A 13505-nucleotide genomic window follows, 5' to 3' on the forward strand; every position below is an offset into this window, starting at 1 on the left:
AGCGCGTTGCATCGCCGCGCCCGTTTTCTGTCAATGCCCCGAGAATTCCACCAGCGTGTGCACGGGTACGTTGAGTTCTTCCAGCTTCTTGCGGCCGCCGAGATCCGGCAGGTCGATGACGAAGCAGGCGGCAACCACCTCGGCACCCATCTGGCGCAGCAGTTGCGTCGCCCCCACTGCCGTTCCCCCGGTCGCGATCAAGTCGTCGACCAGGACCACCTTTTCACCGGCATTGACGGCATCGCGATGCATCTCCATCTCATCGACGCCGTATTCCAGGCTGTAGGCGATGCGCACCGTTTCGTGCGGCAGCTTGCCCTTCTTGCGGATCGGAACGAAGCCCGCCGAAAGCTGGTGCGCCACGGCCCCGCCGAGAATGAAGCCACGCGCCTCCATGCCCGCGACCTTGTCGATCTTGGTGCCGGCATAGGGCTGCACGAGCGCGTCAACAGCGCGGCGGAAGGCCCGTGCGTCGCCGAGCAGCGTGGTGATGTCACGAAAGATGATGCCGGGCTTGGGGTAATCCGGGATCGAGCGAATGCTGGCGGCAAGCTCGGAAGCGACTGTATTCATGAAAATCCGTACTCTCGCAAAAGGCTGATATGGTCGGCCGCACCCTAGCAGCGAGCGCCGTTCGGACCAACAAAAAAGGCGGCCCGGAGGCCGCCTTTCGAGTGCGAAACAGAGCGTGGCTCAGTGTTCCTTGTTGGCGTAGACCGACCGCTTGGTGAGGTAGATCAGGCCGGTAAAGATCAGCAGGAACACCATCACCATGAAGCCGGTGTGCTTGCGCTCCACGAGCTTAGGCTCGGCGGCCCACATCAGGAAGGCAGACACGTCGTGCGCGTACTGCTCGACCGTCTGCGGCGAGCCGTCGTCATAGGTGACCTGGCCGTCGGAGAGCGGCTTCGGCATGGCGAAGACCGCAGCGGCGTGGAAGTACGGATTGTAGTGCGACCCTTGCGGCACCTGCACCCCTGCCGGCGGCTCTTCATAACCGGTCAGCAGCGAGTAGATGTAGTCCGGCCCGGCTTCCTGATACTGCGAGAAGATGTCGAAGACGAAACGCGGGAAGCCGCGCTCGATCTCGCGCGCCTTTGCGATCAGCGAGAAGTCCGGCGGAGCCGCACCGTTGTTGGCCACAGCAGCTGCTTGCGGGTTCGGGAACGGCGCCGGGAAGTGGTCCGACGGAAGGGCCTTGCGCGTAAACATTTCGCCCTGCGGGTTCGGTCCGTCCTGCGTCTCGTAGTTGGCCGCGAAAAGCTTGACCTGCGATGGCGTGTAGCCGAGGTCGGCAAGCGTGCGGAACGCGACCAGGTCCATCGAATGGCAGGCGGAACAGACTTCGGTGTAGACCTTCAGACCGCGCTGCAGCTGCTGCTTGTCATAGGCGCCGAAGGGACCCGAGAAGGACCAGTGCTGTTCCCGCGGTTCCTTGATCGGGTAGGTCTGTTCTGCCGCCTCAGCAGCCGGCTTGCTTTCTTCCGCGAACACTGCGGTCGCAAGGCTGCCGACGACGGCAAGCGACAGAAGGGTGGCAACGAGCTTTTTCATTGTTCTTATCCCTCTATGACCGCTTATGCCTGAACCGGCACGGCAGACTTGCCATTCTTCTTCTCCAGAACCGCTTCCGTGATCGAATTCGGAATGCGTCTCGGGGTCTCGACCAGGCCAAGAACCGGCATGATGACGAGGAAGAAGCCGAAGTAGTAGAGGGTGCCGAGCTGGGCCATCAGCGTGTAGGTATCGGTCGGATGACGCGAACCCAGCCAGCCGAGAAGGATGGAGTCGGCGACGAAGAGCCAGAAGAACAGCTTGTACCACGGACGGTAAACGGCCGAACGAACCTTCGACGTATCGAGCCACGGCACGAAGAACAACACGATGATCGCACCGAACATCACCAGAACGCCGGCGAGCTTGGAATCGATCGGGCCGACGTTGAAGGTGATTGCGCGAAGCATCGCGTAGAACGGCAGGAAGTACCATTCCGGAACGATGTGGGCGGGCGTCTTCAGCGGATCAGCCGGGATGTAGTTGTCGGCGTGGCCGAGATAGTTCGGCAGGTAGAAGACGAAGTAGGCGTAGACCAGCAGGAAGATCGAAACGCCGAGCGCATCCTTCAAGGTCGCATAGGGCGTGAACTTCACGGTATCGGTCTTCGACTTGACCTCGACGCCTGTCGGGTTCGTCTGGCCGACCACGTGCAGCGCCCAGATGTGCAGGACCACCACGCCGGCGATGACGAACGGCAGGAGGTAGTGCAGCGAGAAGAAGCGGTTCAGCGTCGGGTTGTCGACGGCAAAGCCGCCGAGCAGGAACTGCTGTACCCACTCCCCGACGATCGGGAAGGCCGAGAAGAAGCCGGTGATGACGGTCGCGCCCCAGAAGGACATCTGACCCCAGGGCAGCACGTAGCCCATGAAGCCGGTCGCCATCATCAGGAGGTAGATGAGAACGCCGAGGATCCAAAGGATTTCGCGCGGCGCCTTGTAGGAGCCGTAGTAGAGACCGCGTGCAATGTGCAGATAGACGGCGACGAAGAAGAACGACGCGCCGTTCGCGTGCATGTAGCGCAGCAGCCAACCGTGGTTGACGTCGCGCATGATTTTTTCGACGGCGTTGAACGCAATCGTCGTTTCGGCGGCATAGTGCATGGCGAGAACGACGCCGGTCAGGATCTGCACGATCAGCATAACGGCAAGCATGGCGCCGAAGGTGTAGGCGTAGTTGAGGTTACGCGGCACCGGATAGGCGACGAAGCTGTCGTAGACCATACGCGGGAGCGGTAGCCGCGCATCGACCCATTTTTCTAGCCCAGTAGAGGGCTCATAAGACGAATGATCACTCATGATTCAGTATCCCCCTCAACCGATCTTGATCACTTTATCGGAAGTAAATGAGTATTGCGGAATGAAGAGGTTCATCGGCGCGGGACCCTTGCGGATACGACCGGCAGTGTCATAGACCGAACCATGGCAGGGACAGAACCAGCCACCATATTCACCGGCCGTGCCGAGCGGAACGCAGCCCAGATGGGTGCACGAGCCGATCATGACGATCCAGTTTTCCTTGCCCTCGCCTGCCGAACGGGCAACGTCGGTCGCCTCCGCGTCGGCGGCCAGGTTTGCGTTGCGCGCATTCGGATCCTTCAGATCGGCGATCGGCGCATTCTTGGCTTCGTCGATTTCCTTCGGGGTGCGATTGCGGATGAAGATCGGCTTGCCGCGCCACTTGGCCGTCAACGACATGCCGGGCTCGAGGCTGGACACATCTACTTCGATCGAGGCGAGAGCCAGCGTCGACGCATCCGGACGCATCTGATCGATGAACGGCCACGCAACCGAAGCGGCACCCACCGCGCCCGCCATGCCCGTGGTCAGATACAGGAAATCGCGGCGAGTGGGCTCGCCTCCCGTTGTTTCAGTATTGGTGCTGTGCTCGCTCACGGCTAAACCATCCTTATTTACGCGAAACTGCGGCTTCAACCGCGGTATCCCCCTGACGCCGGCGAATCATTGCGACCATAATTCCGCCATAGATTCCTCCGTAACCCGGCGCGTTCTATGCTTGATCGCAAATTATGTCCAGTCTTGGCAAGGGCCTGCGCACAATGTCGCGGCAAAACACGGCAATTTGTCAAAGACCTCGCCCATTGCTCGCGACTTCTTGACGCTACATCTGACTAACCACATGAAATGATGGATGATTTTTGGGCAACGCCAACACATTGCGCCATCCGCCCCGTCAATTTTGTTGCATTGCGATATCACGGCAGCCAAGCTGGAAGCATGAGATATACCGTTTATTGCATACTCTGCGTCATCGTCACCTTCGCGCTCGGCCTCCTGTCCATGCGCTACGTGACCCGCCATTGGCTCCTGACCTTCTTCGGTTCGGCACAAATCCACCTTGCCTTCGCCTGTGCGATACTTGCGGCGTTGGCGCTTGTCGTCAGACCGCATTGGTATGCCGGCGCGTTGCTGCTCGTTTCAGCCGGGCTCGCGGCACATTCGTTCATGATGCTGCGGGAGCACGCAGCCCCGGCACTTGGCGTCGTTTCAGCGGAAGGGTCACCGTTGCGCCTTCTCTCCTTCAATATCGACACCACCAATCTGGAAAACGGCGGGCGCATTGCCGATGAAATCCTCGCATCCCAGGCGGATATCGTCGCCATCTACGAGGCCGCGTCGCTCCCATCAGAGATGGAGCGCCTGTCGAAAATCTATCCCTATCGGATAGGCTGCGGCGTTAAGAGCGAGGATTGCGATTCTCTCGTGATGTCGAAGCGACCCTTCCTCAGGCAGGAGATGCGCGATCTCGACATGCTCTGGCGCAATCGGTTGATCGTGGCGACCATGGAAATCGACGGCAAGCCGCTAACCCTCGTCTCGGCCCATCTCAGCAAGCCCTATTTCGACGCCTTCCACCGCGACGAGCTGGCGATGCTTCACCATGTGCTCGACGAGATCGAGGGGCCGGTGATCCTCGCCGGCGATTTCAACGCATCGGTGCTCGCCCCCGACATGCGTTTCTTCCTGACGCAAACGGGCCTCAGGCACGCATTTCCAGAACCTTCGACCTGGCCGGTCGCCGCCGGCAATTTCGGTATCAGCATCGACCACGTCTTCGTCCGCACGCCTGTTGAGATCCAATCCGTCCGGCGCATTCCCGACAACATGGGATCGAACCACTACGGCCTCGTTACTGACGTCATCCTGAAATAGCCGGCTCTTCCTCATCCTCGGCATCAACAGCGATGAAGCCGCCGGACTGGCGCGCCCAGAGTTGCGCGTAGAGCCCGCCCTTCGAGACGAGTTCGGCGTGCGTTCCTTCCTCGACGATTCTGCCCTTGTCGATGACGATCAACCGATCGAGGGCTGCGATCGTCGACAGGCGATGAGCGATAGCAACGACGGTCTTGCCTTCCATGACCCGGTTGAGGTTGTCTTGAATGACATGCTCCACCTCGGAGTCGAGCGCCGAGGTCGCCTCGTCGAGGACAAGGATCGGCGCGTCCTTGAGCATCACGCGGGCGATGGCAATGCGCTGGCGCTGGCCGCCCGAGAGTTTTACGCCGCGCTCGCCGACATGCGAGTCAAAGCCCGAGCGTCCCTGCTGATCCTGCAGGCGCTCGATGAAACCAAGCGCTTCCGCACGACGTGCGGCTTCGATCAAGCGCGCCTCGCCCGCATCAGGACGCCCGAAAAGGATATTGTCGCGCACCGAACGGTGGAGCAGCGCCGTATCCTGGCCGACGACGCCGATCTGCATGCGAAGCGATTCCTGGCTGACCTCGGAGACATCCTGGCCGTCGACCAGAATGCGGCCGCCCTCCACGTCGTAGAGGCGCAAAAGCAGGTTCACGAGCGTGGACTTTCCCGCGCCGGAGCGGCCGACGATGCCGATCTTCTCGCCGGGATGGACGGTCAGAGACAAGTTGTCGATCACCCCTTTCTCCCGGCCGTAGTGGAAGGAAACGTTTTCGAAGCGAATGCCGGGCCGCCGGACGATCAGGGCCGGCGCATCGGGCTTGTCAACGAGTCCGAGCGGCTGCGAAATCATCTCCGCCGCGTTCTGGACAGTCCCGAGGTTGCGCATGATGCCGCTGAACTGCGTCATCAGCCGACCAAGCAGGAAGTTCAACCGCAGCACCAGCGCCAGCGAGAAGGCGACGGCGCCGGAGCTGACGAGGCCGAGCAGCCACAAATGCACACTGATGGCCGCCGTCATGACGATCATCAGGCCGGAAAGCAGCGCCATCGACGCCCGCACGCCGGTGATGAAGCGGGTGAAACGCAGGACGGTGTCCTGATAGATGTCGAAGCCGTGACGCATATAGCGGTCGCTCTCTTCGTCACGGGCAAAGAGTTTCAGCGTCTGGATATTGCTGTAGGCGTCCACCATTCGCCCGTTGAGAAGCGATGCCGCCTCCGCCGTCTCGCGCGCATGGAAACGGATGCGCGGCACGAAATAGCGAGCCAGCACGCCGAACGCGCCAAGCCAGAACACCACCACGGCCGCCAGCTTGAAATCGAGGCGCGCCACAAGAAAGATCGTCGTCGCCGCATAGATGCCGACGAACCAAACGCTCTCCATCAGCGACGTCACGAGGTCGCCGGCCGCCTGCCCGGCCGACCAGACCTTGGTGACGATGCGCCCGGAAAAATCGCTCTGGAAGAACGAAAGCGATTGCCGGGAGACGTGCAGATAGGATTGCCAGCGCGCCAGATTGTAGAAACCGGGAGTGATCACCTGCTGGTCGATCAGCGCGATCAGGAAGGCGACGACGAACCGCACGATGCCGATGAGCACCAGCATGCCGAAGATTTCCCGGTGGTGCATGGCGAGCAAACCCGTCCATCCGTCACCGGGCTTGATCGTCGCCAGAATGTCGACGAGGCGTCCGACGAACCAGAAGAGCGCCGCCTCGATCGCGGCCGACAGGCCGCCCAGAACCAGCATGGCGAGAAAAGGCCACTTCGCCTGGCCGACATAAAACCAGATGAATCCCCCCGCCGACCGTGGCGGCTGGAGATTGTCGCGCGGGCCGAACGGATCGATCCAGGTTTCGAAGCGGCGAAAGACGGTGCGGAGCAACATGCTGGCGATATAGGCCGTTTGCGTCGGCAAGCAAAGGAAGGTCGGGAAACGGGCAGGTTAAATTTTCGTGATGACCGCAATCTGATGTTGTGTAGATATGTATCGATATTCGGCGCGAGTTCACAAGCGATACTAAGAAGGCGAAGTTGCTCGCCAAGGATTTGGATGAATTCGATGAGTAAGACGCTGATCCCATACGACCCCGCCGAGGCACTGACTTCGAACGAAGCTATCGACGAATTCATGAAAGATGCGTTTGAAAGCGGCAACGCCGGCTACATCGCCTATGCCTTGGGTATCGTCGCGCGGGCCAGAGGCATGACGGAAATCGCGAAGGAAACGGGCCTGGCCCGGGAGGCACTCTACCGGTCCTTTGCTGCCGAAGGAAACCCGACGCTTAAATCCGTGCTCGCCATCATGCAATCGCTCGGCTTGGAACTGACGATGAAGCGATCAGGGCCTTCGATTTAGTCCTCTCGCCAATCACCGCGTCTGGCACCGTTCGACTATTGCGCACGGTTCTGGCATGCTCGGCCTTGTCCCTTCCAGTGGCAACCGGAGCTTGCCCGTGCGCTCGACCTCGGAACCTTCAGCTGGCAGCCAAACCGGCGGAAGCGGCCATGTTCCGCTGAAGGTCACCGCAAGGCGTCTTTGGCAGACGATCAGGAACTTTCTTGGTTCGGAGGATGCCGGCCCGAAGGCGAAGCTGATGCTCGGAGGACTTGTTGGCCTTTTGTGCGGGGTCAACGGGCTGAACGTCGTCAACAGCTACGTCGGCCGCAATTTCATGACGGCGATCGCCGAGCGCAACACAACCGGCTTCGTCAACTATGCGATCCTCTACGTCGGCGTCTTCGCGGCTCTGACCTTCGTCTCGGTGCTGGCGAGATATGCGGAGGAGGCTCTCGGGCTCCTCTGGCGGGAGTTCCTGACCAAACGGGTCGTCACGCTCTATCTGGCCAAGGGAACCTACTATCGCCTGGACGCCTCCGGCAAGCTGACCCACCCGGACCAGCGGATCGCAGAAGATATCCGCGCGTTCACCGTAACGACGCTTTCCTTCCTCATCATGGCTCTCGGCAGCTGCCTGACCATACTGGCCTTCTCGGGCGTTCTCTGGTCGATCAGCCCCCTGCTGTTCATCGTGGCGGTCCTTTACGCCGCCTGCGGCTCTTATCTCACGATCTCTCTTGGGCGCCCGCTGATCGCATTGAACTACGATCGCCTCGACAAGGAGGCGACCTTCCGGTCCGGCCTCATCCACGTTCGCGAGAACGCCGAAGCGATCATGGCGACCGGCAGCGAGGGGCGGCAAACCGAGCGGCTGATGGAGCAGCTCGGCGAACTGGTCGCCAACTTTCGAACCATCATCGTCGTCAATCGAAACGTCGGATTCTTCACCACGGGATATAACTGGCTTATCCAGCTCATTCCGGCGCTGATCGTTGCACCCGCCTTCATCAGCGGACGCATCGAATTTGGCGTCATCACGCAATCCTCGATGGCGTTTGCGGCCGTCGTTGCGGCGTTTTCGCTGATCGTTACGCAGTTCCAGTCTATTTCCACATTCGCCGCCGTCGTTTCCCGGCTTGAATCGCTGGCCGATGCTGTCGAACAGGCGCAGGCAACCGACGGATCGTCTGCCATCGAGATCATCGAGCAGGACGATGCGTTTGCCTATGAAGCATTGACGCTGACGTCGCCTGAGAGCTCCGTCCACCTGGTCAAGGATTTGTCCGCGTCCATTCCGCCAGGGTGGTGTGTCCTCTTGAAGGCAGCAAATCCCGCAGCCGGCACGGCGCTGTTCAGCGCAACAGCCGGCGTCTGGACGGCAGGCGCCGGGCGTATCCTTCGCCCCAAGACGAACGACATCCTGTTCTTGCCGCAGCGGCCCTACCTTCCCTACGGGACGCTACGGCAGATCCTCGTCGCAAGCGACCGGAGCGACACGGTCCCGGACGAGCTGGTGCTCGATCTTCTCAGCCGTTTCAATCTCCGGCACATCGCCGCTGCCGCTCAAGGACTTAAGAACGAAGAGGATTGGGCGACCCACCTTTCGCTGCGCGAGCAGCAGCTGTTGGCGGTGACGAGAACGCTGATAGCCGCGCCACGCGTGGCCTTCCTCGACCGGATCGAGACAACGCTCGGACCAGATCATTTCGCGAGCGCGCTGCGGATGTTTCAGGAGCGATCGATCGCCTTCATCCACCACGCCGAAGCGGACGTGCCGCGCGACCCCTATGACGCCTTTCTCGAGCTCGCCGACGACGGCGGCTGGACCTGGGCGACAAGAAGTGGTTGACGCGCCCGCAAGAAGGCGGGCGACGCCAGCTTTAAGACGGCGCGGCCTATTCCGCGGCAACCTCGGTCTCGTCGGCATGATCGGCGATGAAGCCACCGGACTGGCGGCTCCAGAGATCGGCGTAGATCCCGCCGCCGTCGACCAACTCGCCATGCGAGCCGGTCTCCACGATGCGGCCCTTGTCGAGCACGACGAGACGATCCATCTCGGTGAGCGTCGACAGGCGATGAGCGATCGCGATCACCGTCTTTCCTTTCATCAGCGCGAAGAGGTTTTCCTGGATCGCTGCTTCCACTTCTGAGTCGAGCGCCGAGGTTGCCTCGTCGAGCACCAGGATCGGCGCGTCCTTCAGGAAGACGCGGGCGATCGCGACGCGCTGGCGCTGGCCGCCGGAGAGCTTCACGCCACGCTCGCCCACCTGCGCATCCAGTCCCTTGCGGCCCTGTTGGTCGACCAGGCCGTCGATGAACTCCCAGGCGTTGGCGCGCTTGGCGGCCTCGACCACCTCGGCATCGCTCGCATCCGGCCTGCCGTAGGCGATGTTGTCGCGGATCGAGCGGTGCAGCAGCGAGGTGTCCTGCGTGACGACGCCGATCAGCGAGCGCAGGCTTTCCTGCGTCACCTTGGAGATGTCGTGACTGTCGATGCTGATGCGGCCGCTCTCCAGCTCGTAAAAGCGCAGGAGCAGGTTCATCAGCGTCGTCTTGCCGGCACCCGAGCGACCGACGAGACCGACCTTTTCGCCGGCGCGGATATCCAGCGACAAATCCTCGATCACGCCCTTGGCCTTGCCGTAGTGGAAGCGGATATGGTCGAAGCGGATCGCGCCCTGCCGTGCCGCGATGGCTGACGCGGCCGGCGCGTCGACGATGTCGTGGCGCTGGGTCATCATCTCCATGCCGTCATAGACGGTGCCGATGTTTTCGAAGAGCGCCGAGACTTCCCACATGATCCACTGCGACATGCCGTTGACGCGCATGGCAAGGCCGATCGCGATCGCGATCGCGCCGACCGAGATCGATCCCGTCAGCCAGAACCAGATGGAAAGCGAGGCGATCACGAAGAGCGCGATGCAGTTGTTCATGTAGACGCAGATGTGGAACAGCGTCACCTTGCGCATCTGCTGGTAGACCGTATTCAGGAAGTCCACCATGCCTGACTTGGCATAGCCCTCCTCGCGGCCCGCATGCGAAAACAGCTTCACCGTCGCGATATTGGTATAGCTGTCGACGACGCGGCCGGTCATCGACGAGCGCGCATCTGCCTGCCGTTCGGCGATCTTGCGCAGCCGCGGCACGAAGTAAGAAACGATGCCGATATAGATCGCCAGCCATACCAGGATCGGAACCATCAACCGCACGTCAGCCGACGCAACCACGATGATCATGGTGATGAAGTAGGTGACGACATAGACGAAGACGTCGAGGATCTTCATCACCGTCTCGCGCACCGCAAGCGATGTCTGCATCACCTTGGTCGCGACGCGCCCGGCAAACTCGTTGGCGAAGAAGGTCATGCTGTGGCGCAGCAGGAAGCGGTGCATCTGCCAACGGGCAATCATCGGATAGTTGCCGAGCAGCACCTGATGCATGATGACGGAATCGAGCCCCGCCGCCAGCGGCAGGCCGACGAGCACCAGCGCGCCCATCCAGAACAGCCGCCCGCCCTGCTCCTGCAGGAACGTCGCCCGGTCGGCATGTGACAGCCAGTCGACGATCTCCCCGAGGAACTTGAACAGCGCCACCTCGCCGATCGCGATCAGCATCGTCAGGAAGGCCATGGCAATCAGCCACGGCGCCGCGGGCTTGGTATAGTGCCAGCAGAATTTGACGAGACCGCGCGGCGGAACCACTGGTTCCTCGCGTGGGAACGGATTGAGACGCTGTTCGAACCAGCCAAACATAAAATGCTCCAAATGCGTCAACCGGACCGCCCGCCGCGTTGAATGCTCGCGGCTCATATGGGCGCGGGGCGATGAAAGAACGAGGCCGCAATGGCCGCGCAATGGATCGAAAAAGAAGAAAAAGCGCCTACGCGGCGTCGGATGCCTGGATTTCTACCATCGCATCACGCCCAAAGGGGCAAGCGTCGCAAACATATCCATCCGAGCCTCCCTTCGCCGGTTGCAGAACGGATAGTCTTTTATCCGGCCTTCGTGTGCTTGAAAAGCAGAAAGCCGTGTGAAACGGGCCGATCAGCCGCAATTTTTGTGATGAGAGCATCAGAAAAACACAACTAGCCGAGGCAAAGCGATTTTCAGTTGAGCCTGGCCGTCCCAATCCGCTATTGCAGCGCGATGAGCCAATTGCGCATCGCCCTCTATCAGCCCGACATTCCCGGCAACACGGGAACGATCTTGAGGCTTGCCGCCTGCCTCGGACTTGGCGTCGACATCATCGAGCCCGCCGGCTTCGACATTTCCGACCGCAATCTCAAGCGCGCCGGCATGGATTATCTCGCCACTGTAACGCTGACGCGGCATACGAGCTTCGACCATTTCGAGGCCTGGCGCGCAACGACCGGGCGCAGATTGATCCTTGCCTCCACCAAGGCAGCCGATCGCTACACCGACTTCGCGTTCCAAGGCGACGATATCCTGCTCCTCGGGCGCGAGAGCGCCGGCGTGCCCGACGCCGTCCACGAGCGCGCCGACGGGCGCATCCTGATCCCGATGGTCGAGGGTCAGCGCTCGATCAACGTCGCCATGTCGGCCGCGATGATCGCCGGCGAGGCGCTGCGCCAAACTCTTTGGAGCAGTCCCGGCTTGGCGTGAAATGTCGCAGTGCGGTATTGTCGTTGGCAATCCCTCGGGAAGTGTGAGAAGCTTGGGCTCAGGAATGCTTTTTCCCAAGCAACCTCGCGAGGTTCTCATGCTCCAGACAGCATTCACCCTCACGCTCACGCAGTTTGCCCGCAGTCTCAGCCTGCCCGAACGGCTGCAGCACGCCCCCGCCCGCAATCTGGCGCTGGAGGCGCTCAGGCTCCGCAACACCACGCTCGACGCCTTGTTCTACGACGTGAAAGTGATCTCGCCGGACGAGGTCTTCTACATCAGCGATTCACTTGCCGCCGAGGGATCGATCATGATCGTGCCGCCGAGCGGCGCGGGGTCCCTCACATTCTGCGAAACGCTCGAGGAATTCGTTCTGCGCGGAGGCGAGGATGTCCACGGTCTGGCGGTCGCCGGCGTCGGCGGCTCAGCGCTCGGTGCGGCGGCTTTCGCGCGCAACGTCGCCGATGCGATCGGCCAGCCGGTGGCGGTGGTCGTCTCCGGCTACGGCTTGGCCGACATCGTCAACGAGGTTTTCGGCGGCGGCTTCTTCTTCGGTCACCTCAAGGGCCTTCGCCCGGTCTTCGAGCGGCTCGACGATCTCGCCGGGCGCACACGGTTCGGCATCGCCGACATCGGAGACCAGGGTTCGCCATCGTCCAACAGCCTCGACACCAGGTGCGTGCGTGCGCTGCTTTCCGATCCACGCCTATCCTTCCGACTGCTCGCTGGACATTCCAAGGGCAATCTCGTCATCGCCGCGGCACTCCACGACATCGCCAAGCAAGATCCCGAGAGCGCCGCCCGCCTGGCTGATGGCATGCGCATCGTCACCTTCGGGGCGCGGATCGCCATGCCACCCGCCTTCGGAAACGTCTCTGACGTGATTGGCGAATGGGACTGGTTCGGCGAGATGAATTCGCGCTCCTACATCTCCGCCGACGCGCGCGTACGCCATGCCTGGCACCATACCAACACCGACCTTGCCGGCCATCTTCCGGTGACTGAGACCCTGAGGGAATTGCTCGCCGACAACGCTCCGCCTCCCCGCGAAAAGGCGGCCGAGAGCGTTGCGCCGGCCGTGACCGCCGCCCCAGAACCGACAAACGTGAAGGCGGAAGCCGCACCCGCGACGACGCCCGCCGCGAAGGTTGCCTCAGTCGCCGCCCCCGAGCCGCCGGAGGCAAAGGCGAAGGAGCCAGAGCGCGTTACGCCCGCCGTGACCACTGCCCCCGAACCGCCGACAGCGAAGGCAGAAGCTGCGCCCAAGCCCGCCGCGAAGGTTGCCTCAGTGGCGACGGCCATCCCCGAGGCGCCGAAGCCAAAGGCGGAGGCGGCAGAGCCCGTTGCACCCGCCGTTTCCATTGCCCCTAAACCGCCAACAGCGAAGGCAGAAGCGGCACCCACACCTATCCCCGCCGTGAAGGTTAGCCAAGTCGCGGCGCCCGCCCCCGAGGTGCCGAAGACAAAAGCGGAGAAACCGGCCGTGCGCGTTGCGCCCGCCTTGACTGTCGCCCCCGAGCCGCCAAAAGCGAAGGCAGCGGCGCCAGCGCCAACGCCCGCGGAGCCATCTGCCGAACCATCTGCCGCGATCACGGAGGTGCCGCCCGCGCCGCCGAAGCCTGTGCGCAAATCTCGAAGCGCCAAGGCCGAACGGTCAGACGTAACCGAAAGCGTGCTTTCCAAGGTCAGCGCCTTGCGCGCCGCACGCAAGGGCCGGCCAGGCCCCACGAAGCGTCACTGACCCACAATGCTCCGTGCGCAAATTCGCGTGCATATGTCGCGGCAAGCGTTGAATCGCTGAGAATTTGGCGCATACTATCCTTAGCC

At 61.9% G+C, this 13505-nt stretch carries 11 protein-coding genes; 5 read left to right on the plus strand and 6 right to left on the minus strand.

The features are described from left to right. Window positions 1–30: 30 nt before the first annotated feature. The 4 genes from AB4048_RS09210 to petA form a co-directional block, all read right to left on the minus strand. Window positions 31–573 carry an adenine phosphoribosyltransferase gene (locus AB4048_RS09210; protein WP_442201635.1) on the minus strand — a complete coding sequence of 181 codons (543 nt, stop codon included), beginning with the start codon at window positions 571–573 and terminating at the stop codon, window positions 31–33. 120 nt (window positions 574–693) lie between these two features. Beyond that, a complete protein-coding gene (locus AB4048_RS09215; protein ID WP_442201636.1) occupies window positions 694–1554 on the minus strand; it encodes a cytochrome c1 in 861 nt (286 codons plus the stop codon). Window positions 1555–1577: 23 nt separating this feature from the next. After that, complete coding sequence (locus AB4048_RS09220) at window positions 1578–2852, minus strand: cytochrome b (protein WP_442201637.1); 1275 nt, start codon at window positions 2850–2852, stop codon at window positions 1578–1580. A gap of 15 nt (window positions 2853–2867) precedes the next feature. After that, window positions 2868–3449 carry a ubiquinol-cytochrome c reductase iron-sulfur subunit gene (gene petA / locus AB4048_RS09225; RefSeq protein ID WP_442201638.1) on the minus strand — a complete coding sequence of 194 codons (582 nt, stop codon included), beginning with the start codon at window positions 3447–3449 and terminating at the stop codon, window positions 2868–2870. A 342-nt stretch (window positions 3450–3791) separates the two neighbouring features. Between petA and AB4048_RS09230 the strand changes: the two genes are divergently transcribed. Further along, window positions 3792–4727 carry an endonuclease/exonuclease/phosphatase family protein gene (locus AB4048_RS09230; RefSeq protein WP_442201639.1) on the plus strand — a complete coding sequence of 312 codons (936 nt, stop codon included), beginning with the start codon at window positions 3792–3794 and terminating at the stop codon, window positions 4725–4727. On the opposite strand, the gene AB4048_RS09235 is transcribed toward AB4048_RS09230, so the two are convergent. Then, complete coding sequence (locus AB4048_RS09235) at window positions 4714–6603, minus strand: ABC transporter ATP-binding protein (protein ID WP_442201675.1); 1890 nt, start codon at window positions 6601–6603, stop codon at window positions 4714–4716. The genes AB4048_RS09230 and AB4048_RS09235 overlap by 14 nt on opposite strands. 174 nt (window positions 6604–6777) lie before the next feature. Between AB4048_RS09235 and AB4048_RS09240 the strand changes: the two genes are divergently transcribed. Together AB4048_RS09240 and AB4048_RS09245 are read left to right on the plus strand one after the other, a co-directional pair. Further along, the gene (locus tag AB4048_RS09240; protein ID WP_442201640.1) at window positions 6778–7074 is read left to right on the plus strand and encodes an addiction module antidote protein; all 297 of its coding nucleotides are present in this window, start codon (window positions 6778–6780) and stop codon (window positions 7072–7074) included. 97 nt (window positions 7075–7171) lie between these two features. Next, window positions 7172–8905 (plus strand): ABC transporter ATP-binding protein/permease, encoded by a 1734-nt coding sequence (locus AB4048_RS09245; protein WP_442201641.1) that lies wholly within the window; start codon window positions 7172–7174, stop codon window positions 8903–8905. Window positions 8906–8951: 46 nt separating this feature from the next. Here AB4048_RS09245 and AB4048_RS09250 read toward each other — a convergent pair whose 3' ends face one another. Then, window positions 8952–10808, minus strand: coding sequence for an ABC transporter ATP-binding protein (locus tag AB4048_RS09250; protein ID WP_442201642.1), 1857 nt, complete (start codon window positions 10806–10808; stop codon window positions 8952–8954). 393 nt (window positions 10809–11201) lie between these two features. Between AB4048_RS09250 and AB4048_RS09255 the strand changes: the two genes are divergently transcribed. Further along, window positions 11202–11678 (plus strand): tRNA (cytidine(34)-2'-O)-methyltransferase, encoded by a 477-nt coding sequence (locus AB4048_RS09255; protein ID WP_442201676.1) that lies wholly within the window; start codon window positions 11202–11204, stop codon window positions 11676–11678. A 97-nt stretch (window positions 11679–11775) separates the two neighbouring features. Continuing rightward, window positions 11776–13419: a cell envelope biogenesis protein OmpA gene (locus tag AB4048_RS09260; RefSeq protein WP_442201643.1), complete on the plus strand. Its 1644-nt coding sequence runs from the start codon at window positions 11776–11778 to the stop codon at window positions 13417–13419. Window positions 13420–13505: the final 86 nt, after the last annotated feature.

Origin of the sequence: Rhizobium sp. RAF56 (genome assembly GCF_052113965.1) — a bacterium.
Taxonomy (GTDB): domain Bacteria; phylum Pseudomonadota; class Alphaproteobacteria; order Rhizobiales; family Rhizobiaceae; genus Rhizobium.

What these genes read in the sequence shown, in the direction of transcription:
- AB4048_RS09210 (WP_442201635.1), bottom strand. Translation starts at nt 573, where the DNA reads ATGAATACAGTCGCTTCCGAGCTTGCCGCCAGCATTCGCTCGATCCCG.
- AB4048_RS09215 (WP_442201636.1), bottom strand. Translation starts at nt 1,554, where the DNA reads ATGAAAAAGCTCGTTGCCACCCTTCTGTCGCTTGCCGTCGTCGGCAGC.
- AB4048_RS09220 (WP_442201637.1), bottom strand. Translation starts at nt 2,852, where the DNA reads ATGAGTGATCATTCGTCTTATGAGCCCTCTACTGGGCTAGAAAAATGG.
- AB4048_RS09230 (WP_442201639.1), top strand. Translation starts at nt 3,792, where the DNA reads ATGAGATATACCGTTTATTGCATACTCTGCGTCATCGTCACCTTCGCG.
- AB4048_RS09235 (WP_442201675.1), bottom strand. Translation starts at nt 6,603, where the DNA reads ATGTTGCTCCGCACCGTCTTTCGCCGCTTCGAAACCTGGATCGATCCG.
- AB4048_RS09240 (WP_442201640.1), top strand. Translation starts at nt 6,778, where the DNA reads ATGAGTAAGACGCTGATCCCATACGACCCCGCCGAGGCACTGACTTCG.
- AB4048_RS09250 (WP_442201642.1), bottom strand. Translation starts at nt 10,808, where the DNA reads ATGTTTGGCTGGTTCGAACAGCGTCTCAATCCGTTCCCACGCGAGGAA.
- AB4048_RS09255 (WP_442201676.1), top strand. Translation starts at nt 11,202, where the DNA reads ATGAGCCAATTGCGCATCGCCCTCTATCAGCCCGACATTCCCGGCAAC.
- AB4048_RS09260 (WP_442201643.1), top strand. Translation starts at nt 11,776, where the DNA reads ATGCTCCAGACAGCATTCACCCTCACGCTCACGCAGTTTGCCCGCAGT.